Source organism: Variovorax sp. YR752, assembly GCF_943372545.1.
This window is the reverse complement of record NZ_CALRZC010000103.1, coordinates 1-26,079: the sequence shown is the minus strand read 5'-3', so window position 1 is coordinate 26,079 and position 26,079 is coordinate 1. Positions and strand designations below refer to the sequence as shown.

Sequence of the window (26,079 nt, the reverse complement as noted above, 5' to 3'; positions counted from 1 at the left end):
GGGCGGGCTGTTCCAGCGCATGTACGGGCTGCCGCCGGCGCAGGGGGCGAAGGTGTTCGGCGGGGCGGCGGCGAAGGACTTGCGGTTGGTCTGACGGCCCCGAAGGGGGCGAGCCGCACCGTCTCTTTCACGACCTGTTTTCGAACGTTTCGTCCGCCCCTGCCTCGCGGGGCCGCACGGACAAGCGCCGCCGTATTTACTTGTTTTCGGGGATGGTCTCGGCGTACGTCACTTACAAAAATAGACATTCAGAAACAGATGGCACTCCAGCCGGAGAGCGGGTTTCCCCAAGGGGCAGTGATGCTTTCCAAGCGAGCGAGTTCTTTCGGGCGCTGCGGCGCCATGGCCGGTGTGATCGTGCTGCTGGCGGCCTGCGGCGGTGGAGGAGGCGGCGGTGGCGCAGGCTTCCTGCCGATCGTCGCGCCGGCACAGCCGCAGCCCGAGCCGCTGCCTCCCGTCGTCGCGACCCACACGGTCGGTGGCACCGTCACCGGCCTCGCCGGCAGTCTGGTGCTCCAGAACAATGCGGGCGACGACCTGAAGCTCACGGCCGACGGCAAGTTCAGCTTTGCCACTGCGCTCACCGAAGGTTCGGCCTACGAGGTCAGCGTGCGCACTCAGCCCCAGTGGCAGTTCTGCACCGTGACCAAGGGCAGCGGCAAGGCCTCGGCCGACGTCGGCGACGTGGCGGTCGCCTGCTCGGCGGCGGTGGCGCAGGTGTCCACGCTCGCTGGGTCCGGCACGGTCGGCTCGGTCAATGGCAACGGCAGCGCGGCGTCGTTCTATCTCCCGTACAGCGTGGTCGTCGACAAGAGCGGCAGCCTGCTCGTGTCGGATACGGCAACGAACCTTGTGCGAAAGATCTCGCCTGCCGGCGATGTCACTACATTTGCGGGCGGTGGCAGCAGCGGTACGTCGCAAGACGGCAACGGCACGGCAGCCTCGTTCTCGGGCCTGTCCGGTCTTGCGCTGGATGCGGCGGGCAATGCCTATGCCGCGGAATTCGGCGGCAACCGCATCCGCAAGATCACGCCGGCGGCCGACGTGACCACGCTCGCGGGCAGTGGCGCCATCGGGTCGCTCGATGGCCACGGCACCTCTGCCACGTTCAATACACCCTCATCGGTGGCCACGGACGCCGACGGCAACATCTACGCGCTCGAATTCATTGGCGCCGTTGTCCGCAAGATCACACCTGCCCGCGACGTCACCACGCTGGCCGGCTCAGGCACTGCAGGCTTTGCCGATGGCACGGGGGCCGCGGCATCTTTCGGGCAGGCCTACGGCATAGCGACTGACGCGGCCGGCAACATTTACGTTGCCGACACCGGCAACAACCGGATCCGCAAGATCACGCCCGGTGGCGTGGTCACGACGCTGGCCGGTTCGGGCCAGGTCGGCGCGACCGATGGGGTTGGCGGCTTGGCATCGTTCAGCAGGCCAGGCGGCCTGACGGTGGACAGCGACGGCACCATCTACGTGGCCGACACGGGCAACAGCCTGCTGCGCAAGATCACGCCGACGGGCGTGGTCTCCACGCTCGCCGGCCAGCCCGGTGTGCTGGGTTCGCAGGACGGAGTCGGCGCAGCGGCCACCTTCAAGCAGCCTTATGGGGTGACGGTGGATGCCGCCGGCAATCTGTACGTGGCCGACACCTTCGGCAACCTGATCCGCAAGGTCACGCCGGTTCGTGCGCCCTGATCCCGAGGCATCGCGGCAGCGTTGGTGAAGGCGGGGTCTGCCAAGCGGCGGCCACGGCGCCGAGAATCGCCGCATGCCTCATGCCGTCTCCCTCCTTCGCGCCGCGCGCCTCGCGCGCAGCGCCAAGCCTTTTCTTGCCCGTGGCGGTTTCAAGCGCGAGCGCTGTGCGGGCTGCCGCCTGGTGCCCAGCCATTGCATGTGCGCCGTGCGCCCGCCGGTGGCCACGCGCGCGGGGGTGTGCCTGCTCATGGCCGACATCGAGCCGCTCAAGCCCACCAACACGGGGTGGCTGGTGGCCGATGTGGTGGCCGATACCTTCGCCTTCGGCTGGGCCCGCACCGAGACCGATCCCGCGCTGCTGGCGTTGCTGAGCGACCCGCAGTGGCAGCCCTACGTGGTGTTCCCGGGGCAGTACGCGGCGCCCGAGCGCGTGGTGTTGAGCGTTGTTCCTTCGTCGCCTGACCCGGTCGATGGCGGTACCGCCGCGAAGCGCCCGCTGTTCATCCTGTTCGACGCCACCTGGGGCGAGGCACGCAAGATGTTTCGCCGCAGCCCGTACCTCGACCGGCTGCCGGTGCTGAGCCTGCAGCCGGAGCAGATCACGCAGTACAAGCTGCGCAACTCCGGCCGCGACGACCACTTCTGTACCAGCGAGGTGGCTGCGATGTGCATGGACCTCGCTGGCGAGCATGCCGCGCAGCAGACGTTGGACGCGTACCTCGGCGTGTTCACGCACCACTACCTGTGCGCGAAGAACCAGCAGCCCGTGGTGTGGGACGGCGCCGCGCACCGGCGGTTGCGCGAGGTGCGCGCGCTGCCCACTCAAGAAGCCTGAGACATCCTGCGCGGGTCTGCCTCAGCGCATGTCGAACAACGCCGTCGCGTTGCCCCAGGCGATGCGCTGCGCCACGGCCGGCGGCAGGTCGCCGAGCCAGGTGCGGTAGCCGCGCATGATCTCGTCGTAGGTGCTCCAGCGCTGGTTGACCCAGGTGTCGGAGCCGACCATGAAGCGCTCCGGGTACTTGAGGATCAGCGCGCGCCATTCGGGGCACAGGCGCCCGCCCTCACAGGTCAGGCCCGGGCGGTACGAGAGTTCGCCCATCAGCAGCGGGTAGCGCTCCAGCATCGCCTGCACGCGCTCGACCGGCGTGCCGCCGATACCGGTGTGGGCCCAGATGAGGCGCAGCGATCGGCCCTTCGACGGCGCGTTCGCCATCAGCAGGTCGACGGCCACGTCGTCCACGTGCGCGAGCACGGCGAGCTTTTTCTCTTCGGCCAGCGCGATCAGCTTCTTCGCCACGGGGCCGTTGGCGTTGGCGCTCTCGTACAGGTGGAATTCGCCGAGCCCGCGGTAGGGGCCGCTGGCGGTGCCGCGCGCCAGCTCGGTCTGCACCATCTCGTAGATGGTCTCGTCGCGGAACCAGTTGCTGTAGTCGTCGCGATTGCGGTACAGGCGCACGAAAGGCACGACGGTGACGCCGGCGGCGCGTGTCTCGCGCGCGGCGGCCAGGGTCTGCGTGCCGGCGTTGGGACGCGAGTTCGCGACGATCGCCTTCACCTGGTTGCGCTGCATGCGCGCGAGCGCCTCGGTGGGCGGGAAGGGGCCGGTGTTGCCGTCCCAGGCTTCCTGGTTGTAGTGCAGGTGGGTGTCGAACAGCGGGCCGTCGTAAGGCGCGGCGGCCTGACCGTGGGCAGAGGAGAAGACCAAGGCCGCGCAGGCGGCGAGCAGCGGGACAGCAATGAGGCGCATGAGGTTCTCGCGGTGATGACCGGGGAGCCGGATTACATCACCGCTGTGCCGGCACAGCCGCGCCCTTGTCGCAGGGCGCGACGTCGAAGCGATCGCGCAGGCCGGCGTCAGCTGCCGGACGGATGCGTGGTCGCCTTGCGGCTGCCGTCGAGCGAGTACAGCTGCGGGCGGTCTTCCACCGCAACCGCGACCGCTTCGGTTCCGTGCTCCGTGGCGCGCGGTTGCCGGTACAGCTCGTTCTCGAGCCGCCGGGCGCGTTCCGCGTACATGCGGGCGAGGGCGCTGTGATGCTCTGCGGCAGCCTGGTGTTCGATGCGCGCCATCTGGGCCTCTTCGAGCAGTGCCGAGGCACGTTTCAAATAGGCCGTGTGGGTGGGCCGAAACAAGAAGTCGAACATGATTTCACACTCCTTTCCGCTGCAACAACGGTGCAATCATTGTGAACGAATGGCCTCAAAACGCCATCGCTTCCTGTGGCTGCGACGCATCGAAGATGCGTTCTGTTTCACTTGAGTCAGACAGAATCGGTGCAGAGAAAGAGGGTTCGATCACCGATGAGCAATGAGGTTCGTTTTTGTCTGGAGTACCGGCTGGCCGCCGACGGCCCGGCGCATGCCGTGCAGACCGCATGGATGGTGGATTCGCCGGCCACGCGCGCGCAGATCGACGAGATGATCGCCAACGCGCGTGCGATGAATGCCGTGGAATCGAAGTGGTGGGTGGAAGAGCGGCAGGGCGGCGACCCCCCGCGCTGAAACAGCCGGAGGTCAGTCGCGCATGTTCGCGAACTTCACCAGCGTCGCGTACTTCGCCGTGTCCTCGCGCATGATCTGCCCGAGGTCTTCCTTGCCTGTGGCGGGAATGGCGCCGCCTTCTTCCAGCCGGCGGCGGATCGCCGGGTCGGCCAGCCCGGCCTGCAGCGCCGCGCGCAGGCTTTGCACGATGGGCGCGGGCAGGTCCTTCGGGCCCGCGAGCGCGAACCAGCCGCTCAGCTCATAGCCTTTGAGCTGCGGATGCTCGCCGAGCGCGGGCACCTGCGGCAAGCCGGGAAAGCGCTTGGCCGACGAAACACCTAGCGGCACGATCCGCCCGCCCTGGAGAAACGGCGCAGCCGCGGTGGGCGACACGATCGCGAAATCGAGCGTGCCGCCGACCAGGTCGCTCGTGAGCGGCGCGGTGCCGCGGTAAGGAATGTGCGTGAGGAACAGGCCCGCGCGCTGCTTGATCTGTTCGCCCACGAAGTGCAGCGTCGAGCCCACGCCCGAACTGCCGTAGCTGTACTTGCCGGGGTTGCGCTTGGCCAGCGCGATGAACTCGTCGAGGTTCTTCACGCCCACCTTCGGCCCCGCCACCAGCAGCACGGGTGCGACAGCGAGCAGGCTGACCGGGGTCAGGTCTTTCACCGGGTCGTAGCGCTGCGCCGGGTTCACCAGCACCGTGGCCGCCATCTCGTTGCTGGAGCCGGCCAGCAGCGTGTAGCCGTCGGCCGGGCTGCTCACCGCGCGCTGCGCCGCGACCACGCCTGCGGCGCCTGTCACGTTCTCGACCACCACCGTCGCGCCGAGCTTGGCCGAAAGAATGTCCGCCGCCACGCGCGCGGCCATATCGACCGAACCGCCCGGCGCGTAGCCGACCAGCAGCTTGATCGGCTTGGCCGGGTAGGTACCCTGCGCGAACGCGGGTGCAGCGGCGCAGAGGGCGGCGGCGCCAAGCGCACCCAAAGCCACGCGGCGCGAAACGGAGGAAGGAAGACGGGTCATCGCGGTTCCAGTACGGGAAGGTGGGAAAGGAGAAGGCCTTCTCAGGCCTGCGCGCTCAGGAAGCGGCGCACCAGCTGCACCCAGTAGCTGGCCGCGATCGGCAGGATCGCGTCGTTGAAGTCGTAGCCGGGGTTGTGGACCATGCAGCCGCCGGTGCGGTGGTGCTCGCCTTCGCCGTTGCCCACGATCAGGTAGCTGCCCGGGCAGCGCTCGAGCATGAAGGAGAAGTCTTCGCTGCCCGTGAGCGGCGCCAGCGCCGGCAGCAGGCCGTCGTCGCCCAGCCAGTCGCGCGCGACCTGCCGTGCGAAGCGCGTCGATGCTTCGTCGTTCACCAGCGCGGGGTAGCGCCAGTGGTAGTCCACCTCGGCCTTCACGCCGAGCGTGGCCGCCTGCGCCTGCGCCAGCTCGGTGATGCGCTCGCGCAGCATGGCGCGGATCTCCGGGCGGTAGGCGCGCACCGTGAGGCGCATCTGCACGCTGTCGGCAATCACGTTGGGCGCGTCGCCGCCGTGGATCGCGCCCACCGAGACCACCGCCATCTCGCGCGGATCGACGTTGCGCGACACGATGGTCTGCAGCGCCACGACGATGTGCGCCGCGGCCACCACCGGGTCGGCCGACAGGTGCGGCGCCGAGCCGTGCCCGCCACGGCCGTTCACCGTGATCGTGACCGAATCGGACGAGGCCATGAACGAACCCTCCTTGAAGCCGAACTTGCCCGCCGGAAAGCCCGGCATGTTGTGCAGCGCGAAGATGGCGTCGCAGGGAAAGCGGTCGAACAGGCCTTCTTCGACCATGCGGCGCCCGCCGCCCAGGCCTTCCTCGGCCGGCTGGAAGATCAGGTGCAGCGTGCCGTCGAAGCTGCGCTCCTGCGCGATGACGCGCGCGGCGGCCAGCAGGATGCTGGTGTGGCCGTCGTGGCCGCAGGCGTGCATCTTGCCGGGCACCTGGCTGGCGTAGGGCAGGCCGGTCGCCTCTTGAATCGGCAGCGCGTCCATGTCGGCGCGCAGGCCCAGGCGGCGCGTGCCGGTGCCGCACTTCAGCGTGCCGACCACGCCGGTGCCGGCCAGGCCGCGGTGCACCTCGTAGCCCCATTCGGCCAGGCGTGTGGCCACCAGCTCGCTGGTCACGTGCTCTTCGTAGGCCAGCTCGGGGTGCGCGTGGATCTGGTGGCGCAGGCCGACCATCTCGGGCGCGACCTCGCGCACGGCGGGCAGCACGCTGTCGAGGGCGGCGGCGTTGTCGACGGTATAGGTCGTCATGGGGAATCTGTCTCCTTGCTGTCTTGCGGCGAGTCTAGGAATTCCCTGCCTGTGGGGGCAGACAGGCGCCGCCATGCGGAGGCGGGCTGCGCCTGTCGCTGCGGAGGGCTGCGGATAATCGACCGCCATGAAGCTGCACCAGCTCCGCTATCTCGCCGCCGTCGCCTCCGAGGGCAGCATCCGCGCCGCCGCGCGGGCGCTGGGTGTCACCCAGGCCACGGTCACGCAGGGCCTGCGCGAGCTGGAGGCGCATGCGCAGGTGGCGCTGTTCACCCGCCACGGCGGCGGCATCGGGTTCACGCCGGCCGGCCAGGAACTGCTGGCGCATGCGCAGCGCGTGCTGGCGCAACTGCGCCAGGCCGAAGACACGCTTTCACGCCACCGCGACACCGGCGCGCAGCAGCGCCTGACCGTGGCCATCACGCCCTGGGTCACGCAGACCCTGCTGCCGCGCGTGGTGTCGCTGTTCCGCGAAGAGCTGCCGCATGTGCAGCTCGAGATGTTCGACGGCCTGTCGGCGCTCAGCTACGCGAGGCTGCGCGAAGGCAGCCTCGACCTGCTGATCGGCCGCATCGGCCCCGACGAGGCCATGCAGGGGCTGCAGGCGCAGCCGCTGTTCCGCTACGACATGACGGTGGTGGCGCGCCGCGGCCATCCACGGGCCGGTGCGCAGTCGATGGCCGAGCTGCTGCAGGACGACTGGGTGCTCAACTTCACGCCGGGCGAGGGCGCGAGCTTTCTCGACAACCTGTTCCGCCAGCACGGCCTGGCCGCGCCCGTGCAGCGCATCCAGCTGGCCCACTCGCCTTCGATGATGCTGGGCCTCGTGCGCAAGACCGACATGCTCACCTTCTGCCCCTGGCCGCTGGTGGAAACCGACAGCCTGCGCCATGCGCTCGTGACGCTGCAGCTGCGCGAGCGCTTCCACAGCAACGTCGTCGGTATCGTGCGCCGCGCGCAGGAGGCGCCGTCGCACGCGGCGGCGCGCTTCATCGCGCACTTCCTGGCGCAGCTGCCGGCGTGGCAGGCCTCGGACGATCCGGAGCTGCGGCGGGTGCTGCACTCGGTGGATTTCATCGAGGCCGCGCCGGGCGCTGCGCCACCTCAGCCGTGATAGTCGCTCCACGACATCCGCACCATGCCCGGCGGCGTGGGCGCATCGGCTGAGGCGAGCGTCACCGGCGGGTCGTCGTCCACGCGGCTTCTGGCGCGCGAGTCCCAGTCGTCGAGGAAGACCTGCTGGTAGTACTGCGCCACGTCCTCGTTGTGGATGATCAGGCCCGCATCGCGGTTGCGCAGCACGCCGTCGCCCGACCAGTTGGTGCTGCTCACGAGCACGGTCTGGCCGTCCACGATGATTCCCTTGTTGTGGATGCTGCCCTGGACGCGGAACACCTCCTGGCTGCAGCCCGCCTCGACCAGCTTGCGGATGTTCTCGGCCGCGCTGGTGCTGCCCAGGATGATGCGCAGGTCGAGGTCCGGCTCGGTGCTGCGCTGAGCGATCTTGCGCAGCAGCGCGCGAAAGTCCGCGTCCTTGTCGGCATCGCTCCAGGTCATGTAGGCGAACTGCAGGTACAGCGAGGTCTGCGCGCTGTCGATGAGCGCGTTGATGTGCGGCAGGTAGTTGTCCGGCGTGAGCACGGGCTGGACCTTGACCGTGGTTTTGACCGACGGCAGCCGCGCAGGTTCGACCGGCACGACGGGCCCCGCGAATGCCACGGCCTGTTCCAGCAGGTGATCGAGCGGCACGAACACATCGGGCAGCGTGGGCTTTTGCGCCACGTCCAGCGCCGCATCGGCCGCGCCGTCGGCTTCTTCCTTCGCGGACGCGGCGAGGTCGTGTCGGATGTACTTCTCGAAGACCTTCGAGAGCACGGCGTCGTTGCAGATCACATGCCACTCGCGGTTGCCCTTGCTGAACATGCCCTTGGCCTGCGCGGGCGTGCCCACGGGGTCGATGTCAGGCTGGCTGCGTTTGCTCCAGTTGCCGCTGGAGAGCCAGAAGGCCTTGCCGTCGCGCACCGCCACTTTCTCGTGGTACGCACTGGCGAAGCGGCGGCCCTTGCCGCACTGCACGAGCCAGGCCGTCAGGTCGGCCTCCTGCTGCAGCGTGCGCAGCTTCTTGCGGATGACCTGTTCTTCCTTCGTCATGCCGTCGTCCCAGCTCAGCGACGCCTCAATGCCGCCGTCGCGCACGAGGTCGATGAAGACCTGCGCGATGTGGTCGGCGTTGAAGTCGTACATCGCCACCGACAGCGAGCGCGTGGTGCCTTCGAGAAAGGGCCGCAGCACCGGCCACCCGGCGTCGGGGCCGACGTGGCACAGGAAGGGCTGCTTCACGTTGTAGGGCTTGTCGATGGGTTGGCCTGCAGGCGGTTTGTAGACGAGGTTGACGGCCGCTTCGGCGAGCGCGTTCACCGTGTCCTCGAAGTCCGCGCTGGCGGCCAGTTGCCGCTCCGGGTCGGCCTGCATCACGCAGACGCGGTAGGGGCCGAGCTGCCGGGGCGCGCGCTCGGCTGGTGGCACTTCCGACAAGGGGCGCTTGCGGTCGACCAGCACGATCACGGCGGGCTCGCGCAGGAAGCGGCCATCGACCAGCGGAAAGCCCGGCTCCGCCGCCACGTAGCCGGGCAGGGCGGCCAGTTGCGCCTGATGGGCCGCGATCACCGATCGGACCGCCGCGCGCGCGGCATCGTCGAGCGCTCTCATGGATGTTCCTTGGGAGGGGTTGTCGTGCACGCGTGTGCGGGCGCCTGCCGGCATGGCATGCGCGAAAGGAGCGACCCCGCGGGGTCGCGTGTCAGGAGATGTTGGGCAGGCGGCGCGACAGCTCGACCGATTCGACGGCCGGGTCGGCTTCGAGCTGCTGGAGCTTGTCGAGCGGAATCTCCGCCGAGAACAGGCCCGGCGCAATGTCGGCGCGCGCGGCGATGTAGTCCGGGCGCTCGGCGCCCTCGCACAGCTTGACCAGCACGACGACGCGCTCGCCCGACACCGGCGCGGGGGCGGCCGAAAAGTCGAGCTTCTTGAGCGAACGCAGATCGATGGTCATGAGAGGGCAGATGGGGGTCGGAACACAGATTACACCCCCCGTTCAGGTTCGGCACAACCGCACCGGGAGTGGGGGCCATGGGTGAATCGTCAGATGGCGCCGCTGCCGGCGCGACCGCCGCCGCGCTGCGGGTCCCAGCCGGCCGGCCCCGTGCCGGGCTTGACGCCTGCCTTGAGCCTGGCGCGGATGTCGGCGATGGTCAGCTTCTTTCCGTCCTTGTGGGCCTTGGCCAGCATCAGCGCCACCAGCCCGGTCACCGCCGGCGCCGCCATGCTGGTGCCCGACTTCTTCACCATGCCGTCCTTCGTGCGCGACTGCGCGGCCTTCACCTGCACGCCGGGTGCGCTGACCTCGGGCTTGGGCCGGCCGTCGCGCGTCGGGCCCGCGCTCGAGAAGCTGGCGGCCGGTTCACCCGTCTTGCGTGCGTCGTACGCGCCGACCACGATCGACAGCTTGCCCGTCGACAGCGAGCCCAGCAGGTGCGACTTCACGGGGTTGCCGAAGTACGACTGGCCGATGTCCAGGCGCTCGAGCCACGCATGGAACGGCACCTCGTCGGCGGCCAGGGCGTGCAGCCGCACCTTGAACTCGCCGTCGGGCCAGTTGGGCGCCAGCCAGATACCGATCACGTTGTCCTTGTTGTTCGGGTCGGTGATGCGGCTGCTGAGGAACGCGGCGATCTCGCCGTTGCCCGCGCCGAGCGGAAAGTTTTCGCCCGGCGCCACGCTGGCCAGCACCTCGTTGTCGGGGCCCAGCAGTTCGGCGCGCAGGCGATGGCTGCCGCCGTACCAGAGCTCGAACTCGCCGCCCCTGCCGTTGACCAGGGTCCACGACACATCGAGGTGTCCGTTGCCGGGCACGGTGCCCGCCGTGTGCGTGTTGTCTTCCTGCGAATTGCCGGCCGCCAGGACGATCGCGCGGTTGGGCTTTTGCGAGACCAGCGCGTCGAAGCCCTGCTCGACCAGCGAGGTGCCGTCGTGCGGGCCACCGTTCGTGCCCAGGCTCAGGTTGACGACGCAGGGCTTGTCGCCGGCCCGGTCGAAGATGAACTTCACGGCTTCGAGCATCTGCACCGAATCGCCGAAGGAGCTGAACACGGCGTTGTGCCCGGTCCACGCGATGTCGCGGGCCGACATCTCGACGAAGATCAGATCGGCCTTGGGCGCCACGCCGGGTTGCAGTGAGCCCCGGCCATTGCCGCCGGCAATGTCCATGACGTGCGTGCCATGCGAGCCCGGGCTGCCCGGGCTGCCCGCGCCGGGGTCGTAGCCCAGTGCCTTGTACGGGTCGGCCTTCTTCAGCGCCTTGTCGATGTCCGCCGCCTCGAAGAGCCGGCCGTAGCCGTAGGGGCTGTTGGCCTTGGCCGGCGCGCCTTGTTGCCACAGTGCCAGCAGGCGCGTCTTGCCGTTGGCCTTGACGAAGTTCTGGTGCGCGAAGTCGCCGCCCGAATCGACCACGCCGATCACCACGCCGCTGCCACCGGCTGTGCCGGCGAGCGCGGGGTTGCCGGCCTGCACGCCCATCGAGGCAATCGTGTTGTTCAAGGCGGGCAGCACGGGCTGCGAGGCCTTCATGCTGAGCACGGCCGGATGCTGGCGAATGGCTTCTGCCTTGCCGAGCGGAATGCGGCCCGTGACCAGCACCGTGCCGTCGTCCGCGGTGCCGATATCGGAGCCCGCATCGACGTCCGGAATGTCCGCCCACTCGGCGTGGCTGGTCACGCGCGCCACCACCGGCACCGAGTCGCCGTCGGCGGACGAGATGGGCATGCTCTGCTTGCCCGCGCGGCGGTTCATTACCGCCAGCTGCAGGCGCGGGTCCATCGAGGTTTCCACGTCCATCGGCAGGCGCTGGAGTTGCGCGAGCCCGAAGGCAGACACCGGCGAGAGCCTCGTGCACAGCGCGTCGGCCGTGCCGGCAAGCGCGGCGGTGAGGGCGGGTGAGGCCCTGCCGGGCACCGGGCCTGCGCTCGGCAGCGCCACCATCGCCGCGGCCATCTCGGGCGGCATCTCGACCCAGCTGTTGAGGAGCTTGATCTGCCCCGTCACATGAAGCCGCACGCTGGTGGACGACAGCGTCGGCGTCAGCACGCCATGCGGCATCTTGGGGACTTGGGTATCAGCGGGTGTTTGCTTCTTCGCGGCGACGCGCTTCTTGCCTGTGGCCATCGGTCGAATCTCCTTGCGCACGGATGAGGTGAGTACTGCAAGGTGTAGCAGATCGGCGTGGCATCTGTCACGCCGGCCGGGGAAGCGGGGCGGTCAGAATCGCCGCATGAAAGTGGTCTTCAAGCTCCTGCTCGCGTACCTGGTGGCGAGCCTTCTAGCGACGGGCCTCGCGCTGGTTCTCTATCCGTCGCACGCGCATGTGCCTTCGGTGGTGGTGCTGCTTGCGTTTCCGCTGGTGCCGTGGAGCTTGCTCGCCAACCTCGTGAGCGAGGGCTTCAGGGCCAGGGAGGTGGGGCCGCTGCTCGTCTTCGTGCTGGCGTTTGGCGGCGTGGCCTGGCTGGCGTTTCGCACGTCATCGAAGGTGACGACGCAGCGATAGCAGCGCCACGCTCACTTCGCTCCGATCTCGAAGACATCGCCGTTCGTCGGCGTCGCGTTCTCGTGATAGATGTCGTAGAGGTACTGCGCGAGGTCGGCCGGCGCCACATCGGGGGGAATCGCGAGCTGGGCGGGGCCCAGTTTTCCATCGGCGCCGACCCAGTGGCTGCGCCAGCGGGCATCGATCATTTCGACGCGCAGCGTGTGGCCGAACACATTGAAGAGGTAGCGCATCGTCGGGCTCCGGGCATGCACGAAAAGGGAGGAAGAGACGGCCACTGTAGCGTGCGCGTCGTATGCACAATGGGTCGAATCGCCCGTCACATCCATCCCTGATTCCGCATGGCAGACCCCAACGTACGCAAGACCTATGAAGCGGCCGTGGCCGCGCTCGGGCCTGCCGCGTTGCGGATGCTGGCCGATGGTGTGGGCGAAGAGCAGGTGGCGCGGTGGATCTTCGCGAAGCGGGACGATCTCAAGCTGCACTACCGCGCGCTGACGCCGTCAGCCGAACTGCAGGCCCTTGAGGCCAGGTCGCACGGCCGCTATGGCAACACGCTGGGTCCGTCGATCGAGCAACTGCGAAGCGCGGGAAAGTCGTGGCGGGACATCATCGATTCGGCGGCGCGGCCGGGGACTCACTACCGCCAGGGTGATTGATTGCTACGGGGCGCTGCGCCAGCGGCCGGAGCTCGCGCAGACCTCGGCCGGTTCGCCGTTCACCCAAACCTGTTCTTCCTCGAGCCGCGACGCGGTGACCGGATCGACATCGAAGCCGACGCCGAGCAGGCGCGCCAGCTGCGCGTCTTCGATCGACAGCTCCCAGGTCAGGAACAGCTGCGTGAGGTCCTGGCTCTCCGGGAAATCGGCCGCATCGAAGCCGTGGTCGCTGCCGCGGGGCACGACGGCGTGAGGCTGGCCGGTGTCGAACAGCAGGGCAGTGCCCCGGGTGAGCGCAATGCGCTGGCCCGTGACGGGGAAATGCACGTCCAGGCCCTTGTCTTCGCTGAGGAACAGGTTGCAGAAGGCCGCACCGCCGTACTGCGCGCCGTCGTGGTGGTAGCGGGCGCCGCGGCAGGCCATCAGGGCGACGTCGCTGGCGGGCAGCAGGGAGGCGGGCATGCCGAGCGTGCCCAGCCAGTCGGACATCGACTGCACGCACAGCGCGTAGTCGGGCCAGCGCGTGCGCGCGCGGGCCAGGGGCATGGGTTCGACATCGCCGGGTTCGAGCGGCACGTTCGTGGCGATCTCCCGCTGCCAATCGGCCACGAGGCGGGCCGGGGGCTCGGGCACGTCGAGCAGGGCCGCGTGCACGACGCCGCCCACGCTGCGGCTGCGCAGCGTGTCGCCATGCCAGAAATAGGAGGTCAGCAGGTCGTGCATGCGGGGGCTTTCAAGGCACGCAGGGTACACGCGGCGGGGCCCGCCGCACCCGGGGTCGGGGTCCGATGCGGCATACTCCCACCCCCTCACAACTCGCCAGAATTCCGCTGAATGGACAAGGAAGTCGACCCCTCCGTGCTCGCCGCCATCGATGAGATGCGGCTCTCCGGACCGCGCCTCACGCCGGTCGAAATCGTCGCCAAGATGGGGGTGTTCGACGCACGCGACAAGCCGTTCGAGCACGCCTGGCTCGCCACGGGCGACAACGTCATCGCCACCATCTGGGGCGAGTACGTGAGCGTGGCGGCCGGTGGCCGCTGGTTCTATCTGGAATCGCTCGACGCCCAGCGCCGCCCCGGCGGCGGCGTGCGCAGTGCCCAGCAGGCGCAGCGCGCCAAGGACCGTCTGGCGCTGCTCAAGCGCACCTTCGACGCCGGCCAGGGTTTCCGCGCCGTGCTGCAGACCAACCGCGTCGCCATTGCCGAGCTCGAGAGCAACAAGAGCGCCAAGGTGTCGACCCGCGTGCGCGACGACGCCGACTGGCACGTGGCGAGCTGGGAACCCGAGCAGCAGCTCGCGGTGCTGGTGCGCGGTGCGCGCGGCTGGGTGCCGACCGAGGCCGACATCACGGCCGCGAAGGCCCGTGGCGGCGTGGCACCCGACGAGGAAGCCGACGCAGCCCCGGCCGGCCCCACCACGCCCGACGCGCTCCAGGCCGCCGCCATGGCCTATGTCATGGGCCACTTCAAGGGCTACGGCTACAACGCCGAAGACGTGACGAGCAAGGCGCTGGGCTACGACATCGAGGTGTCGAACGCCAAGGGCGCGATGCTGCTCAAGGTGGTCGTGAAGGGCACCGCCGCAGCGCTGCCGACCTTCGCGCTCACGCCCGACGAAAGCCTGTGCGCCGTGCGCGAGCCGCTGTGGCGCCTGCTGGTGGTGGCCGACGCGGGCACCGCGACGGCGGCGCACAAGATCTACAAGCCGACCGAGGTGGACCAGGCGCCGGGCTTCCAGCGCAAGGCCTGACCGGCCTCCCGGGGCCGCCCAGGCCACGCCGCGGCCGCACCTGCGCGCCGCGTGCGTTTCCAAATTCTTACAACTGAGCCCCCGGAAACCCGTCGTTTCCAACGGTAAAGTTCCGCCGTCCGGCGCGAACAGTTCGTGCCTTTGCCCCTCTGTTCGCCCCCTTCATGTCCAACCTCATCGTGCACGGCGGTACGCCCCTTCGCGGCCGCATCATTCCCTCCGCCAACAAGAACGCGGTGCTGCCGGTGCTCTGCGCCACCTTGCTCACCGGCGAACCGCTGCGGCTGCTCGGGGTGCCCGACATCACCGACGTGCGCAAGATCCTCGACATCTTCCGCACGCTGGGCAGCGAGGTCCGCATGGACCACGAGAGCGGCACGCTCGAGCTGCACCACCGCGAAACCGCCTTCGACGCGGCCCGCCACCGGCTGCCCGAGGAAATGCGCTCGTCGATCATGCTGGTGCCGCCGCTGCTGGCGCGCTTCGGCGTGGCGCGGCTGGAAGACAACGTCAAGGGTTGCACGCTGGGCGTGCGCGAGATCGATCCGCACGTCGAGGTGTTTCAGCGCTTCGGCGGCGAGGTGGAGCGCACCGAGGGCTCGCTGCTGGTGTATGCCCCCGGCCGCCTCACGCCCACCGACCACTGGCTCGACTACGCCTCGGTGACGACCACCGAGAACTTCGTGCTGTGCGCGGCTGCCGCGGGCGGCACCTCGACGCTCACCAACGCGGCCTCGGAGCCGCACGTGCAGGAGTTCTGCCGCTTCATGGCCATGATCGGCGTGCGCATCGAGGGCATGGGCACCTCGCGGCTCACGGTGCATGGCGGCGGCACGCTGGGCGGCGGCGAGTTCCGCTTCGACGAAGACTTCCACGAGATCACCACCTTCCTGGCGCTGGGCGCGATCACGGGCGGCGACGTCGTGGTGCGCAACACCGCGCCCGGCAACTTTCCGCTGATCGATCGCACCTTCGCCAAGTTCGGCGTGCAGATCGAGCATGCCGACGGCTGGTCGCGCGCCATCCGCACCGGTCCGCTGAAGGTGCAGACGCCCTTCACGAGCAACGTGCTCACCAAGGTGGAGGCCGCGCCGTGGCCGTACTTCCCGGTCGACCTGCTGCCGATCTTCATTGCGCTGGGCGTGCGCGCGCAGGGCAACGCAATGTTCTGGAACAAGGTGTACGACGGTGCGCTGGGCTGGACCGGCGAGCTGTCGAAGTTCGGCGCGCACGTGTTCTCGTCCGACCCGCACCGGCTCATCACCTTCGGCGGCCACGCGCTCACGCCGGCGGTGGTCGAGAGCCCCTACATCATCCGCGTGGCGATCGCGCTGTTCATGGTGGCCGCGAGCATCGAAGGCAAGTCCGAGATCCGCAACGCCACGCCGATCCGGCGCGCGCACCCGCGCTTCGTGGAAAACCTGCGCAGCCTGGGCGTGCAGGTGGAGTGGACCAGCGAGGAGTAAAGCGGCCGTGATCGTTACCGTCTCGAACAAGGCCAAGTGGCTGCTGATGCAGCTCGGGCAGCTGGTGCTGATGGTCGGCCTGACCTCGCTGGTGTTCAACTACGCCTACCGCTTCCTGGTCGACCGCACGATCAACACGCCGCTGTTCTATGCGGTGACGCTGTTGCTGGCGCTCGTGGTCATCGTCGCGGTGCGGCGCGACTACCTCTTCGTGTCGAGCTACGAGTTCACGCCCGAGGCCATCGTCGTGCGCACGGCGTTCGGTGCCTCCAGGCGATTTGAGACGCAAGACTTCAAGTTCGTGCCCAGCTTGCACAAGACGATCAGCCTGCCCGAGCCGACGGCCTCGCTCTCGTTCGACGTGCAGAACCGCAAGACGGGCCACCGCACCCGCAACTACGCCTGGACCGGCTTTCCGGCGGAAGACTTCCGCGCGGTGTGCCGCCTGTACGGCTATCAGGACGACACCGATTTCAAGCTGAAGGACTTCGGCAAGGCGCGCTGAGCCGACGGGCGACTGCGCCCGCGATGACCCCGCAGCCGCAGCGCCCACCGGCTTCGCCGGAGAATGCCGTCATTCGACACACGGACACAGGAGCGCACCCCGAATGACGACGTTGCAACAGATCCTCGGCACCGAACTTCCATTGATCCAAGCGCCGATGGCCGGTGCGCAAGGCAGTGCGATGGCGATCGCGGTGTGCAACGAAGGCGCGCTGGGGTCGCTGCCGGGCGCGATGCTCAGCCCCGACGCGATGCGCAGCGAACTCGCGGCGATCCGCGCCGGCACCGACAAGCCCTACAACGTCAACTTCTTCTGCCACACGCCGCCGGTGCCGAGCGACGAGCGCGAAGCCACGTGGCGCGGCGCGCTCGCGCCGTACTACGCGGAGTTCGGCATCGACCCCGCCACCATTCCGGCCGGGCCGGGGCGCAACCCGTTCAGCGCCGAGGTGGCCGACCTGCTGGCCGAGTTCAAGCCGCCGGTGGTGAGCTTCCATTTCGGTCTGCCGTCCGACGCGCTGCTGGCGCAGGTGCGCGGCTGGGGCGCGAAGGTGCTGGTGTCGGCCACCACCGTCGAGGAGGCGCTGTGGCTCGAGGCGAAGGGCGTCGACGCGGTCATCGCGCAGGGGCTCGAGGCCGGCGGGCACCGCGGCCACTTCCTGTCGCACGACCTGACGAAGCAGCTCGGCACTTTCGCGCTGCTGCCGCAGCTGGTGCGCGCATTGAAGGTGCCGGTGATCGCGGCCGGCGGCATCGCGGATGCCGATGGCGTGGCCGCGGCCATGGCCTTGGGTGCGGCCGGCGTGCAGGTCGGCACGGCCTATCTGCTGACGCCCGAGGCCATGACCAGTGCACTGCACCGCGCGGCGCTGAAGAGCGAGGCCGCGCGCCACACGGCGCTCACCAACCTGTTCACCGGCCGGCCGGCGCGCGGCATCGTCAACCGCGTGATGCGCGAGCTGGGGCCCATCGGCCCGGCGCCGGAGTTTCCGCTCGCCACCTCGGGCATCACACCGCTGCGCGCCAAGGCCGAGGCACAGGGCAGTGGCGATTTTTCTCCGCTGTGGTCGGGGCAGAACGCCACCGGCTGCCGCGAGGTGTCGTCGGCCGAGGTCACGCGGACGCTGGCCAAGGGCTTTCGCTGACCCCTGCGGTCAGCGGAAGTAGGCGCCGTTCTTTTTCACCAGCACCGGTGCGCCGTGCTTCAGTTCGAACACGTCTTCGACCGAGAAGCGCGCCGTGCCGCCGAAGCAGTCGCGGCCCTAGCCTTGGAGTGCGAAGCGGGTGCCGCTGCGATTCACGGCGATCGTCTTGATCACGCAGGCGTCGCTGGGGTCGCCGAGCGAGGCGGTCCGCGGCGCCGGAAAAACGCGCGTGCGCGTCTGGCCGTTCGCACGCGTCAGCACGCGCAGCGTGGGGCACCGGGTGTCGGCGGTTGCGGTGGCGGTGGCGTCGCAGGTCAGATTGCCAGCTTCCGTGTAGCTGTGTTGCGACGCATAGGCGCCGGCATCGAAGCCCACGCAGAGGTTGGGGCGCAGCTGCACCGCGCGCGCGTCGAAGGGGCACACCGGGCCTTTCCTGAACTCGGTGGCTGGCGCGCCAATGGCCGCTACGCCCGGCAGGATCGTGGCAAGAAGTAAGCTCAAGGCCCGGAGGTGTCGCATGAACAAGAGATGCTTTCGTTTCGTTTCGCTCCAGTCTATCCAGCCGCCCGCACCATGACCGCACTTCACTTGCCGCTTCACTTCCTGCATCACCCCGCGCAGCCCGCCGCGGGCGACCCCTGGCTGCTCGTGCTGATGCACGGCGTGGGCAGCAACGAACAAGACCTGTTCGGCCTGGCGCGCACGATGCCGCCGCAGTTCCATGTGCTGAGCCTGCGCGCGCCGTACGTGCTGTCGCCTGGTTCCTACGCATGGTTCGAGTTCCAGGTGCTGGCCGATGGCGGGCGCCGCATCGACGAAGAACAGGAGCGCGAGAGCCGCTTCCTCATCGGCGAGATGGTCGCGTCGGCGTCGCAGCAATTGGGCATTCCGCCCGAACGCGTGGTGGTCGGCGGCTTCAGCCAGGGCGGGATCATGTCGCTGTCGCTGCTGCTCACGCAGCCCGAGAAGCTGCGCGCCGCGCTGGTGTGGCACAGCCGGCTGCTGCCCGAGGTGGTGCCGCACATCGCGCCGCCCGAGGCCTTCGCCGGCAAGGCGCTGTGGGTGAGCCATGGCAGCGCCGACAACGTGATTCCGCCGAGCGCCGCGCAGGCCACGCGCGAACTGGCGCGCGGCTTGCCGCTGGCGCTGTCGGGCTCGGACTTCCCGGGCGCGCACGAGATCCGCCCGGCCGAGCTGCAGGGCACGCTGGCGTGGCTGCAGGCGCTCAGCGCGCAGCCAACCGCGCCATGACCATCGCTTCCATCTCGGCGACCCACGCGTCGTCGATGGTGTCGGGCTGCACCAGCAGCCGGTAGCGGCGCCCGCCCCAGGCCGCCGTCAGCAGCGCCTGCACGGTGGCGGGCGAGGGCGGCGGCTGCAGGTCGCGGCAGGCGGTGAAGGCCTGCGTCCAGCGCGCGAGCAGTTCGTCGTACACGCGCCGGTGGTGCTTGGGCTCCGCCACGCGGTGTTCGAGCATCAGCATCTCGTGGTCGAAGGCGGGCAGTCCGTCGATGCGTGTGTCGCAGGTGAGGCGCACGAGGCGCTGCGTGCGCTCGCGCCAGTCGATGGCTGAAGGCACGATCACGTCCGCGTCGAGCCGTGCAAGCAGCGCCTCGACGCAGTGGCGCACATAGCCCGAGAGCAGCGCTTCCTTGTCGGGAAAGTAGTCGTAGAAGGTGCCGACCGCGATGCCGGTTTCGAGCGCCACGGCGCGCGTGGTCACGCCCTCCCAGCCCTGCGCGCGCCAAATCCGAACAAAGGCGTCGTAGATCGCCTGCACGGTGAACTTGCTGCGCGCCTGCGTGGGGCGTTTCAGGGGCTTGGAGCGGGGTGCGGCGGGCATGGACCGGGTTTCCGAACCCGCGGCGAAGCGGGCCGTCCTACAGTTTGCGAATGAACAACGCATTCACTTTAACCCGCCTCGAAACGCGCAAGAACGCCCTCGGGACCACCCGCATCGTCACCTCGCAGGACGCCGGCAGCCTGGCCCCGGGCGAGGTGCTGATGCAGATCGAGCGCTTCTCGCTCACCACCAACAACATCACCTATGCGGCCTTCGGCGATACAGTGATGAAGTACTGGCAGTTCTTTCCCACCGGCGACGCCGACTGGGGCCACATGCCGGCCTGGGGTTTTGCCGACGTGGTGGCGTCGAACGTCGAAGGCGTGGCGATGGGCGAGCGCTTCTACGGCTACTTTCCCATTGCGAGCCACCTGCGCATGCAGCCCGTGCGCGTGACGCCGCGCGGCTTCTACGACGGCGCGGCGCACCGCAGCGAGCTGGTGTCGGCCTACAACCAGTACATGCGCTGCAGCCACGACGCGGGCTACGTCGCCGCGCTGGAGGACTACCAGATGCTGGTGCGCCCGCTGTTCATCACCTCGTTCATGCTGGCCGACTTCCTGGAAGACAACGCCTTCTTCGGTGCGACGCAGGTGGTGGTGTCGAGCGCATCGAGCAAGACCGCGTTCGGCACGGCCTTCTGCCTTGGCCGCCGCGAGGGCGTGCAGCTGATCGCGGCCACGTCGCAGGGCAACCGCGCCTTCGTCGACGCGCTGGGCTGCTACGACCGCACGGTGGCCTACGGCGAGATCGCCACGCTGGCGGCCGACGTGCCGACGCTGTACGTCGACTTCGCGGGTCACGACGACCTGCGCGCCACCGTGCACCACCACTTCGGCGACGCGCTGGTGTACGACTGCTATGCGGGCTCGGCGCAGAAGACCGAATTTTTGGGTGACACCAGCGCGCTGCCCGGCCCCACGCCGCTGCTCTACTTCGCGCCCGTGCAGATCCGCAAGCGGAATGCCGACTGGGGCCCGCAGGAGGTCAACCGCCGTTTCAACGAAGCGCAGGGCCGCTTCATCGCCGAGCTGAGCCACCCGGGCAACCGCTGGATGACGCTGGCGCAGGGCCGCGGCTTCGCGCATGCGCAGGCGGTGATCGCCGACCTGCACGCGGGCCGCGTCGATCCGCGCGAGGCGCATGTGGTGCGCATCGGCGGCGAGTGACGGGCTGACCGACTGAACTTCGGCGCGGGTGGGGCGTCACAGGGGGTTACGAGAACGTGGCGATCGTGCGGCCCTTGCGGGCCATCCTGATGCACCATTGCCTTTCGTCTCCCCACTGCCATCCCGCAAAAGGAAACCGCCCATGTCCGACGCCGACTCCCCCCGCGACACCCCCGAATTCCGACCCCGCAAAGAAATGCCGATGGGCACCATCATCGGCCTCGTTCTCGTCGTGCTGGTGGCGGCTTATTTCGGCTGGCGCTGGTACCAGCAGCAGCAACTGGCGCCGCTGCCGAACGCGCCCGTGGCCGCCGTTGCTCCGAACGACGCGCCCCCCGAGCCGCCCAAGGCCGCGGAGCCCATCGGCCCGCAGAACCCGGTCGAAGCACTCGCCCCACCCGATGCGGCGCTGCCCGCGCTGGCCAGTTCCGATGCGCGCGTGATGAAGGCGCTCACCGAGCTGCTGGGCGGCAAGGCCGTGGCGGCCTACCTGCAGTCCGACGGCGTGGCGCGGCGCTTCGTCGCCACGGTCGACAACCTGTCGCGCGAGCAGGCGCCCGCGAGCAAGTGGCCGGTGCAGCCCGCGCCGCAGCGCTTCATCACCGAAGGGCCGCAGCAGGGCGGCGTGCAGACCATCGCGGCGAACAACGCGGCGCGCTACAACGGCATCGTGATGCTGGCCGGGTCGGTCGATCCGGCCAAGGCGGCGGCGGTGTATGCGCGGCTGTACCCGCTGTTCCAGCAGGCGTACGAAGAGCTGGGCTACCCGGGGCGCTATTTCAACGACCGCTTCATCGCCGTGATCGACCACCTGCTGCAGGCGCCCGAGCCCACCGGGCCGGTGCAGGTGAAGCTGGTCGAGGTGAAGGGCGACATTCCCTCGCAGCGGCCCTGGGTGCGCTACGAGTACGCCGATCCGAAGCTCGAATCGCTCTCGGCCGGTCAGAAGATCCTGGTGCGCATGGGGCCCGAGAACGAGCGCAAGATGAAGGCCAGTTTGCGCGGCTTTCGCGAACGGATCGCCACGGGCGACGTGGCGAAGAAGAAGCAGCCCTGAGCAACCCTGAGGCACGGTGGGGCGCTGCCCCACGTGCTGCGCGCCTGCACGCCGTGTAGGCGCTGGCCGATTGCATGCAGCGCCAAGGGCCGAGATGATTGCGCTCCAGACTTCGAGGGCAAGCCATGAACCTGATGAGCGTCGATCTCTACCAGAGCACCACCGACCCCGAAAAATTTTTGGCGCTTCCCGCCGGCACCGACCCCACCGAACTCATGGGCCCGATGACCTTCGACCGGGACTACGCGCACATCAAGCGCTACCAGGCGGACTTCGCGTTCGATCCGTCCGAAACCTACGCGGGTGTGAACGCCGCGAAGATCGCGGCGGACCTGCTCACGGTGAAGTGGGCGATGTACCGCCGCGAAGGCTGAGCGGCGGCACTGCGTCCCCTCAGGCCTCTTCGGCTTCCTGGTAGTCGCCCACCGGCACGCAGCTGCAGAACAGGTTGCGGTCGCCGTAGACGTTGTCGACGCGGCCGATCGGCGGCCAGTACTTGGCCTGCTTGAGTTCGGCCAGCGGGAACGCGCCGAGTTCGCGCGAGTAGGGGTGGCTCCACTCGCTGCCGAGCAGGCTCGCGGCGGTGTGCGGCGCGTGCTTGAGCGGGTTGTCGTCCTTCGACCAGACGCCTTCTTCCACGCGGCGGATTTCGCCGCGGATGGCGATCATCGCGTCGACAAAACGGTCGAGTTCGGCCAGCGGTTCGCTTTCGGTCGGCTCGACCATCAGCGTGCCCGGCACGGGGAAGCTCAGCGTGGGCGCGTGGAAGCCGTAGTCGATGAGGCGCTTGGCCACGTCTTCGGCGGTGACGCCGCTGGTGTCCTTGAGCGGGCGCAGGTCGAGGATGCACTCGTGCGCGACGTGGCCGTTGGGGCTCGCGTACAGCGTGGGGTAGTGGTCCTTCAGGCGCGCGCTGATGTAGTTGGCGCTGAGGATGGCCGTTTCGGTCGCGGCCTGCAGGCCCTTGGCGCCCATCATGCGGCAGTACATCCAGCTGATCGGCAGCACGGCCGCATTGCCCAGCGGCGCGGCCGACACGGCGCCCACGCCGTTCGAGGGCACGCCGGCCGTGGCGTGGCCCGGCAGGTAGGGCACGAGGTCCTCGACCACGCAGACCGGGCCGACGCCCGGGCCGCCGCCGCCGTGCGGAATGCAGAAGGTCTTGTGCAGGTTCAGGTGGCTCACGTCGCCGCCGAACTCGCCCGGCGCGGCCACGCCGACCAGTGCGTTCATGTTGGCGCCGTCGACGTACACGCGGCCGCCGTGCTCATGCACGAGTTCGCACAGTTCCTTCACGCGGGTCTCGAACACGCCGTGCGTGCTCGGGTAGGTGATCATCACGGCGGCCAGGTGGGCGCTGTGCTTTTCGCAGGCGCGCTTCAGGTCGTCCATGTCGACGTTGCCCTGCGCGTCGCAGGCCGTCACCACCACATGCAGGCCCACCATCTGGGCGCTGGCCGGGTTGGTGCCGTGCGCCGACGAGGGAATCAAGCAGATGTTGCGGTGGCCCTGGCCCTTGGCTTCGTGGAAGGACTTGATGGCCAGCAGGCCCGCGTACTCGCCCTGCGAGCCCGCGTTGGGCTGCAGGCTGATGCCCGCATAGCCGGTGGCTTCGCAGAGCCAGGCGCGCAGCTGCGCGTCGAGCTGGGCGTAGCCCTGCAGCTGGTCGGCGGGCGCGAAGGGGTGGATGTTCGCGAACTCGGGCCAGGTGATGGGGATCATCTCGCTGGTCGCGTTGAGCTTCATGGTGCAGCTGCCCAGCGGGATCATGCTGCGGTCGAGCGCCAGGTCCTTGTCCGAGAGGCTGCGGATGTAGCGCAGCATCGCGGTTTCGCTCTTGTGGGTGTTGAACACCGGGTGCGTGAGGAAGGCGCTGGTGCGGCGCAGGTCGTCGGGAATCAGCGGCGTGGTGCTTTCGGCCAGCTCGTCGAAGCGCGGCATCGCGGTGCCGGCGGGCACGAACAGCGCCCACAGGGTTTCGATGTCGGCGCGCGTGGTGGTTTCGTCGAGCGAAATGCCCAGGTGCTGCTGCAGGCGCTGGCGCAGGTTGACGCCGCCGGCCTGCGCACGCTCGATGATCGCGGCCGTGTCGTCGCCGGTGCGGATCGTCAGCGAATCGAAGGCGGTGGTGTTCACCGGCTCGCGGCCCATCTGCGACAGGCCCTTGGCGAGGATGGCGGTGAGCACGGCCACGCGCTGTGCAATGCGCGTGAGGCCGTCGGGGCCGTGGTACACGGCGTACATGCTGGCGACCACGGCCGGCAGCACCTGCGCGGTGCAGATGTTCGACGTCGCCTTCTCGCGGCGGATGTGCTGCTCGCGCGTCTGCAGCGCGAGGCGGTAGGCGGGCTGGCCGTGCGTGTCGACGCTCACGCCGACGAGGCGGCCGGGCAGCGAGCGCTTGAACGAATCGCGGCAGGCCAGGTAGGCGGCGTGCGGGCCGCCGTTGCACAGCGGCATGCCGAAGCGCTGCGTGGTGCCGCAGACGATGTCGGCATCGAACTCGCCGGGGGCGACCAGCAGCGTCAGCGCCAGCAGGTCGGCTGCGACGATGAAGGCGGCGTCGCACTGGTGCGCGTGGCCCGCGAGCGGGCGCAGGTCGTGCACGTGGCCGGTGGTGGCCGGGTACTGCGCGAGCACGCCGAAGAATTCGCCGCTCACCATCAGGTGCGGCAGCGTTTCCGACACGGTGCTCACCTTGACTTCGATGCCCAGCGGCGCAGCGCGCGTCTTGATGACTTCGATGGTCTGCGGATGGCAGTCACCCGACACGAGGAACACGTTGCTCTTGCTTTTCACGCTGCGCTTGGCGAGCGTCATGGCCTCGGCCGCGGCCGTGGCTTCGTCGAGCATCGACGCGTTGGCGATGGCCATGCCCGTGAGGTCGCACACCATCGTCTGGAAGTTGAGCAGGGCTTCCATGCGACCCTGCGAGATCTCGGCCTGGTAGGGCGTGTAGGCCGTGTACCAGGCGGGGTTTTCGAGGATGTTGCGCAGGATCACGCCCGGCGTATGCGTGCCGTAGTAGCCCTGGCCGATGAAGCTCTTGAACACCTTGTTCTTCGACGCCAGCGTCTTCAGCTCGGCCAGCGCGTCGGCCTCGGTGACGGGCGCGGGCAGGCGCATCGGCCGGGCGCGGCGAATGGCCGCCGGCACGATGCCGTCGATGAGCTCCGTACGCGTTTCCGAGCCGATCACCGGCAGCATGCGCGCCTCGTCCGCTGCATCGATGCCGATGTGGCGGGCGAGGAATTCTTCGGCGTTCTCTAGGGCTTGCAAAGAGGGAAGGGCGGGAATCGGCATGGCGGTGAAGGCTCGGGGGGAAGGAACGAAGGTGCGAAGAAACTGCTGCGGCTCAGCGGATCAGGACTCGGCGGCGAACTTGTCGTAAGTGGCGGCGTCGAGCAGGGCGTCGAGCTGCGCGGGTTCGCTCAGCTTGACCTTGAAGAACCAGCCGGAGGCCAGCGGGTCGCTGTTGGCCAGCGACGGGTCGGCGCGCAGCGCTTCGTTCACTTCGGTGATCTCGCCCGACACAGGCATGAACACATCGGCGGCGGCTTTCACCGACTCGACCACACCGGCGACCTCGCCCTGCGCGAAGGTCTTGCCGACTTCGGGCAGGTCGACGAACACCACGTCGCCCAGCGCGTCCTGCGCATGCACGGTGATGCCGACGGTGGCGGCGCCGCCTTCGGCCGCCACCCATTCGTGGTCCTTGGTGTATTTGATGCTCATGAAAAAACTCCTCGTGGAAAAAATTGAATCGGGGTGCAGAGCCTAGCCGGGTCTGCGGTGTTCAGTGGCGCTCAGCCGCGGTAGTAGCGCGTCGGCACGAAAGGCATCGTCGACACCTCCATCGGCACCGGCTTGCCGCGCACGACGGCCTGCACGCGCGTGCCGGGCTCGGCAAAGGCGGCGGCCACGTAGCCCATGGCCACGCAGCGGTCGGCCGTGGGGCCGAGCAGGCCGCTGGTGACGGTGCCGATGTCGTGGCCTTCGAGCGATTGCAGCAGCGTGCCGTCGCGCACCGGAATGCGTTCCAGCGCCACCAGGCCGACGCGCTTGCGCGTGAGCGTCTCGTGGTCGGTGTGGCCGGCCGCGCCCGAGGCAACGGCCGCCAGCTGGGCCAGCACCTTGGACGCACCCGGAAAGCCGCCTTCGCGCGCGCCGCCCGCGCGGCGCACCTTCTGGATCGCCCAGTTGAGCGAGGCTTCGACCGGGGTGGTGGTGGTGTCGATGTCGTTGCCGTACAGGCACAGGCCGGCTTCGAGCCGCAGCGAGTTGCGCGCGCCCAGGCCGACGGGCTTCACTTCGGGCTGCGCGAGCAGCAGGCGGGCGAGGGCGTCGGCGTCCTTGCCGGCCACCGAGATCTCGAAGCCGTCTTCGCCGGTGTAGCCGCTGCGGGTGACGAA

The 26,079-nt window shown here is 69.0% G+C and carries 28 protein-coding genes; 14 read left to right on the top strand and 14 right to left on the bottom strand.

The window, feature by feature from the left end; genetic code table 11:
* Positions 1-300 precede the first annotated feature (300 nt).
* Together AAG801_RS22605 and AAG801_RS22600 are read left to right on the top strand one after the other, a co-directional pair.
* Positions 301-1,701, top strand: a complete 1,401-nt coding sequence (locus AAG801_RS22605; protein ID WP_341890377.1) for an NHL repeat-containing protein — start codon at positions 301-303, stop codon at positions 1,699-1,701.
* Between the two features lie 73 nt (positions 1,702-1,774).
* Complete coding sequence (locus tag AAG801_RS22600) at positions 1,775-2,536, top strand: tRNA-uridine aminocarboxypropyltransferase (protein WP_341890376.1); 762 nt, start codon at positions 1,775-1,777, stop codon at positions 2,534-2,536.
* Between the two features lie 21 nt (positions 2,537-2,557).
* On the opposite strand, the gene AAG801_RS22595 is transcribed toward AAG801_RS22600, so the two are convergent.
* Both AAG801_RS22595 and AAG801_RS22590 read right to left on the bottom strand, forming a co-directional pair.
* The gene (locus tag AAG801_RS22595; RefSeq protein ID WP_341890375.1) at positions 2,558-3,451 is read right to left on the bottom strand and encodes an amidohydrolase family protein; all 894 of its coding nucleotides are present in this window, start codon (positions 3,449-3,451) and stop codon (positions 2,558-2,560) included.
* Between the two features lie 107 nt (positions 3,452-3,558).
* Complete coding sequence (locus AAG801_RS22590) at positions 3,559-3,849, bottom strand: hypothetical protein (protein ID WP_341890374.1); 291 nt, start codon at positions 3,847-3,849, stop codon at positions 3,559-3,561.
* Positions 3,850-4,005: 156 nt separating this feature from the next.
* Here AAG801_RS22590 and AAG801_RS22585 point away from each other — a divergent pair, with 156 nt between their 5' ends.
* Positions 4,006-4,206 (top strand): hypothetical protein, encoded by a 201-nt coding sequence (locus AAG801_RS22585; RefSeq protein WP_192196228.1) that lies wholly within the window; start codon positions 4,006-4,008, stop codon positions 4,204-4,206.
* Between the two features lie 12 nt (positions 4,207-4,218).
* Here the strand turns inward: AAG801_RS22585 and AAG801_RS22580 are convergent, their stop codons facing one another.
* Complete coding sequence (locus tag AAG801_RS22580) at positions 4,219-5,211, bottom strand: tripartite tricarboxylate transporter substrate binding protein (protein WP_341890373.1); 993 nt, start codon at positions 5,209-5,211, stop codon at positions 4,219-4,221.
* 41 nt (positions 5,212-5,252) lie between these two features.
* A complete protein-coding gene (locus tag AAG801_RS22575) occupies positions 5,253-6,473 on the bottom strand; it encodes a M20 aminoacylase family protein (protein ID WP_341890372.1) in 1,221 nt (406 codons plus the stop codon).
* A gap of 127 nt (positions 6,474-6,600) precedes the next feature.
* Between AAG801_RS22575 and AAG801_RS22570 the strand changes: the two genes are divergently transcribed.
* Positions 6,601-7,587, top strand: coding sequence for a LysR substrate-binding domain-containing protein (locus AAG801_RS22570; RefSeq protein ID WP_341890371.1), 987 nt, complete (start codon positions 6,601-6,603; stop codon positions 7,585-7,587).
* Here the strand turns inward: AAG801_RS22570 and AAG801_RS22565 are convergent.
* The 3 genes from AAG801_RS22565 to AAG801_RS22555 all read right to left on the bottom strand — a co-directional run bounded on the left by AAG801_RS22565 (position 7,578) and on the right by AAG801_RS22555 (position 11,693).
* Positions 7,578-9,182 (bottom strand): phospholipase D-like domain-containing protein, encoded by a 1,605-nt coding sequence (locus AAG801_RS22565; RefSeq protein WP_341890370.1) that lies wholly within the window; start codon positions 9,180-9,182, stop codon positions 7,578-7,580. The genes AAG801_RS22570 and AAG801_RS22565 overlap by 10 nt on opposite strands.
* Before the next feature lie 91 nt (positions 9,183-9,273).
* Entirely contained in the window at positions 9,274-9,525 is a 252-nt protein-coding gene (locus AAG801_RS22560; protein WP_099796436.1) for a hypothetical protein, read from the bottom strand.
* An 89-nt stretch (positions 9,526-9,614) separates the two neighbouring features.
* Positions 9,615-11,693, bottom strand: coding sequence for a S8 family serine peptidase (locus tag AAG801_RS22555; protein WP_341890369.1), 2,079 nt, complete (start codon positions 11,691-11,693; stop codon positions 9,615-9,617).
* A 106-nt stretch (positions 11,694-11,799) separates the two neighbouring features.
* Between AAG801_RS22555 and AAG801_RS22550 the strand changes: the two genes are divergently transcribed.
* Positions 11,800-12,072 (top strand): hypothetical protein, encoded by a 273-nt coding sequence (locus AAG801_RS22550; protein WP_341890368.1) that lies wholly within the window; start codon positions 11,800-11,802, stop codon positions 12,070-12,072.
* 11 nt (positions 12,073-12,083) lie between these two features.
* On the opposite strand, the gene AAG801_RS22545 is transcribed toward AAG801_RS22550, so the two are convergent.
* Positions 12,084-12,305 (bottom strand): hypothetical protein, encoded by a 222-nt coding sequence (locus AAG801_RS22545; RefSeq protein WP_341890367.1) that lies wholly within the window; start codon positions 12,303-12,305, stop codon positions 12,084-12,086.
* Between the two features lie 108 nt (positions 12,306-12,413).
* Between AAG801_RS22545 and AAG801_RS22540 the strand changes: the two genes are divergently transcribed.
* Positions 12,414-12,731 carry a hemagglutinin gene (locus tag AAG801_RS22540; RefSeq protein WP_341890366.1) on the top strand — a complete coding sequence of 106 codons (318 nt, stop codon included), beginning with the start codon at positions 12,414-12,416 and terminating at the stop codon, positions 12,729-12,731.
* Between the two features lie 3 nt (positions 12,732-12,734).
* On the opposite strand, the gene AAG801_RS22535 is transcribed toward AAG801_RS22540, so the two are convergent.
* A complete protein-coding gene (locus tag AAG801_RS22535) occupies positions 12,735-13,454 on the bottom strand; it encodes a hypothetical protein (protein ID WP_341890365.1) in 720 nt (239 codons plus the stop codon).
* A gap of 111 nt (positions 13,455-13,565) precedes the next feature.
* Between AAG801_RS22535 and AAG801_RS22530 the strand changes: the two genes are divergently transcribed.
* The 4 genes from AAG801_RS22530 to AAG801_RS22515 all read left to right on the top strand — a co-directional run bounded on the left by AAG801_RS22530 (position 13,566) and on the right by AAG801_RS22515 (position 17,598).
* Positions 13,566-14,483, top strand: a complete 918-nt coding sequence (locus AAG801_RS22530) for a DUF3883 domain-containing protein (RefSeq protein WP_341890364.1) — start codon at positions 13,566-13,568, stop codon at positions 14,481-14,483.
* 164 nt (positions 14,484-14,647) lie between these two features.
* The gene (locus AAG801_RS22525) at positions 14,648-15,949 is read left to right on the top strand and encodes a UDP-N-acetylglucosamine 1-carboxyvinyltransferase (RefSeq protein ID WP_099796443.1); all 1,302 of its coding nucleotides are present in this window, start codon (positions 14,648-14,650) and stop codon (positions 15,947-15,949) included.
* Between the two features lie 7 nt (positions 15,950-15,956).
* Complete coding sequence (locus AAG801_RS22520) at positions 15,957-16,454, top strand: hypothetical protein (RefSeq protein WP_341890363.1); 498 nt, start codon at positions 15,957-15,959, stop codon at positions 16,452-16,454.
* A 103-nt stretch (positions 16,455-16,557) separates the two neighbouring features.
* Positions 16,558-17,598 (top strand): nitronate monooxygenase, encoded by a 1,041-nt coding sequence (locus AAG801_RS22515; protein ID WP_341890362.1) that lies wholly within the window; start codon positions 16,558-16,560, stop codon positions 17,596-17,598.
* 117 nt (positions 17,599-17,715) lie between these two features.
* Here AAG801_RS22515 and AAG801_RS22510 read toward each other — a convergent pair whose 3' ends face one another.
* On the bottom strand, positions 17,716-18,099 hold the full coding sequence (locus tag AAG801_RS22510) for a hypothetical protein (protein WP_341890361.1): 384 nt from the start codon (positions 18,097-18,099) through the stop codon (positions 17,716-17,718).
* A gap of 72 nt (positions 18,100-18,171) precedes the next feature.
* Between AAG801_RS22510 and AAG801_RS22505 the strand changes: the two genes are divergently transcribed.
* Entirely contained in the window at positions 18,172-18,849 is a 678-nt protein-coding gene (locus AAG801_RS22505) for a phospholipase (RefSeq protein ID WP_341890360.1), read from the top strand.
* On the opposite strand, the gene AAG801_RS22500 is transcribed toward AAG801_RS22505, so the two are convergent.
* Positions 18,824-19,441 (bottom strand): TetR/AcrR family transcriptional regulator, encoded by a 618-nt coding sequence (locus AAG801_RS22500; RefSeq protein ID WP_341890359.1) that lies wholly within the window; start codon positions 19,439-19,441, stop codon positions 18,824-18,826. The two genes, AAG801_RS22505 and AAG801_RS22500, sit on opposite strands and share 26 nt — an antisense overlap.
* A 50-nt stretch (positions 19,442-19,491) precedes the next feature.
* Here AAG801_RS22500 and AAG801_RS22495 point away from each other — a divergent pair, with 50 nt between their 5' ends.
* The 3 genes from AAG801_RS22495 to AAG801_RS22485 all read left to right on the top strand — a co-directional run bounded on the left by AAG801_RS22495 (position 19,492) and on the right by AAG801_RS22485 (position 22,041).
* Complete coding sequence (locus tag AAG801_RS22495) at positions 19,492-20,610, top strand: DUF2855 family protein (RefSeq protein WP_341890358.1); 1,119 nt, start codon at positions 19,492-19,494, stop codon at positions 20,608-20,610.
* Between the two features lie 142 nt (positions 20,611-20,752).
* Entirely contained in the window at positions 20,753-21,667 is a 915-nt protein-coding gene (locus tag AAG801_RS22490) for a DUF3014 domain-containing protein (protein WP_341890357.1), read from the top strand.
* 125 nt (positions 21,668-21,792) lie between these two features.
* The gene (locus tag AAG801_RS22485) at positions 21,793-22,041 is read left to right on the top strand and encodes a hypothetical protein (RefSeq protein WP_341890356.1); all 249 of its coding nucleotides are present in this window, start codon (positions 21,793-21,795) and stop codon (positions 22,039-22,041) included.
* A 19-nt stretch (positions 22,042-22,060) separates the two neighbouring features.
* Here AAG801_RS22485 and gcvP read toward each other — a convergent pair whose 3' ends face one another.
* From gcvP to AAG801_RS22470, 3 genes are all read right to left on the bottom strand, one after another.
* On the bottom strand, positions 22,061-24,970 hold the full coding sequence (gene gcvP / locus AAG801_RS22480) for an aminomethyl-transferring glycine dehydrogenase (protein WP_341890355.1): 2,910 nt from the start codon (positions 24,968-24,970) through the stop codon (positions 22,061-22,063).
* A 60-nt stretch (positions 24,971-25,030) separates the two neighbouring features.
* Positions 25,031-25,402 (bottom strand): glycine cleavage system protein GcvH, encoded by a 372-nt coding sequence (gcvH, locus tag AAG801_RS22475; RefSeq protein WP_153284863.1) that lies wholly within the window; start codon positions 25,400-25,402, stop codon positions 25,031-25,033.
* A 71-nt stretch (positions 25,403-25,473) separates the two neighbouring features.
* On the bottom strand, positions 25,474-26,079 hold a 606-nt coding region (locus tag AAG801_RS22470; RefSeq protein WP_341890354.1), incomplete at its 5' end, for a glycine cleavage T C-terminal barrel domain-containing protein.

What these genes read in the sequence shown, in the direction of transcription:
- AAG801_RS22605 (WP_341890377.1), top strand. Translation starts at nt 301, where the DNA reads ATGCTTTCCAAGCGAGCGAGTTCTTTCGGGCGCTGCGGCGCCATGGCC.
- AAG801_RS22600 (WP_341890376.1), top strand. Translation starts at nt 1,775, where the DNA reads ATGCCTCATGCCGTCTCCCTCCTTCGCGCCGCGCGCCTCGCGCGCAGC.
- AAG801_RS22595 (WP_341890375.1), bottom strand. Translation starts at nt 3,451, where the DNA reads ATGCGCCTCATTGCTGTCCCGCTGCTCGCCGCCTGCGCGGCCTTGGTC.
- AAG801_RS22590 (WP_341890374.1), bottom strand. Translation starts at nt 3,849, where the DNA reads ATGTTCGACTTCTTGTTTCGGCCCACCCACACGGCCTATTTGAAACGT.
- AAG801_RS22585 (WP_192196228.1), top strand. Translation starts at nt 4,006, where the DNA reads ATGAGCAATGAGGTTCGTTTTTGTCTGGAGTACCGGCTGGCCGCCGAC.
- AAG801_RS22580 (WP_341890373.1), bottom strand. Translation starts at nt 5,211, where the DNA reads ATGACCCGTCTTCCTTCCTCCGTTTCGCGCCGCGTGGCTTTGGGTGCG.
- AAG801_RS22575 (WP_341890372.1), bottom strand. Translation starts at nt 6,473, where the DNA reads ATGACGACCTATACCGTCGACAACGCCGCCGCCCTCGACAGCGTGCTG.
- AAG801_RS22570 (WP_341890371.1), top strand. Translation starts at nt 6,601, where the DNA reads ATGAAGCTGCACCAGCTCCGCTATCTCGCCGCCGTCGCCTCCGAGGGC.
- AAG801_RS22565 (WP_341890370.1), bottom strand. Translation starts at nt 9,182, where the DNA reads ATGAGAGCGCTCGACGATGCCGCGCGCGCGGCGGTCCGATCGGTGATC.
- AAG801_RS22560 (WP_099796436.1), bottom strand. Translation starts at nt 9,525, where the DNA reads ATGACCATCGATCTGCGTTCGCTCAAGAAGCTCGACTTTTCGGCCGCC.
- AAG801_RS22555 (WP_341890369.1), bottom strand. Translation starts at nt 11,693, where the DNA reads ATGGCCACAGGCAAGAAGCGCGTCGCCGCGAAGAAGCAAACACCCGCT.
- AAG801_RS22550 (WP_341890368.1), top strand. Translation starts at nt 11,800, where the DNA reads ATGAAAGTGGTCTTCAAGCTCCTGCTCGCGTACCTGGTGGCGAGCCTT.
- AAG801_RS22545 (WP_341890367.1), bottom strand. Translation starts at nt 12,305, where the DNA reads ATGCGCTACCTCTTCAATGTGTTCGGCCACACGCTGCGCGTCGAAATG.
- AAG801_RS22540 (WP_341890366.1), top strand. Translation starts at nt 12,414, where the DNA reads ATGGCAGACCCCAACGTACGCAAGACCTATGAAGCGGCCGTGGCCGCG.
- AAG801_RS22535 (WP_341890365.1), bottom strand. Translation starts at nt 13,454, where the DNA reads ATGCACGACCTGCTGACCTCCTATTTCTGGCATGGCGACACGCTGCGC.
- AAG801_RS22530 (WP_341890364.1), top strand. Translation starts at nt 13,566, where the DNA reads ATGGACAAGGAAGTCGACCCCTCCGTGCTCGCCGCCATCGATGAGATG.
- AAG801_RS22525 (WP_099796443.1), top strand. Translation starts at nt 14,648, where the DNA reads ATGTCCAACCTCATCGTGCACGGCGGTACGCCCCTTCGCGGCCGCATC.
- AAG801_RS22515 (WP_341890362.1), top strand. Translation starts at nt 16,558, where the DNA reads ATGACGACGTTGCAACAGATCCTCGGCACCGAACTTCCATTGATCCAA.
- AAG801_RS22505 (WP_341890360.1), top strand. Translation starts at nt 18,172, where the DNA reads ATGACCGCACTTCACTTGCCGCTTCACTTCCTGCATCACCCCGCGCAG.
- AAG801_RS22500 (WP_341890359.1), bottom strand. Translation starts at nt 19,441, where the DNA reads ATGCCCGCCGCACCCCGCTCCAAGCCCCTGAAACGCCCCACGCAGGCG.
- AAG801_RS22495 (WP_341890358.1), top strand. Translation starts at nt 19,492, where the DNA reads ATGAACAACGCATTCACTTTAACCCGCCTCGAAACGCGCAAGAACGCC.
- AAG801_RS22490 (WP_341890357.1), top strand. Translation starts at nt 20,753, where the DNA reads ATGTCCGACGCCGACTCCCCCCGCGACACCCCCGAATTCCGACCCCGC.
- AAG801_RS22485 (WP_341890356.1), top strand. Translation starts at nt 21,793, where the DNA reads ATGAACCTGATGAGCGTCGATCTCTACCAGAGCACCACCGACCCCGAA.
- gcvP (WP_341890355.1), bottom strand. Translation starts at nt 24,970, where the DNA reads ATGCCGATTCCCGCCCTTCCCTCTTTGCAAGCCCTAGAGAACGCCGAA.
- gcvH (WP_153284863.1), bottom strand. Translation starts at nt 25,402, where the DNA reads ATGAGCATCAAATACACCAAGGACCACGAATGGGTGGCGGCCGAAGGC.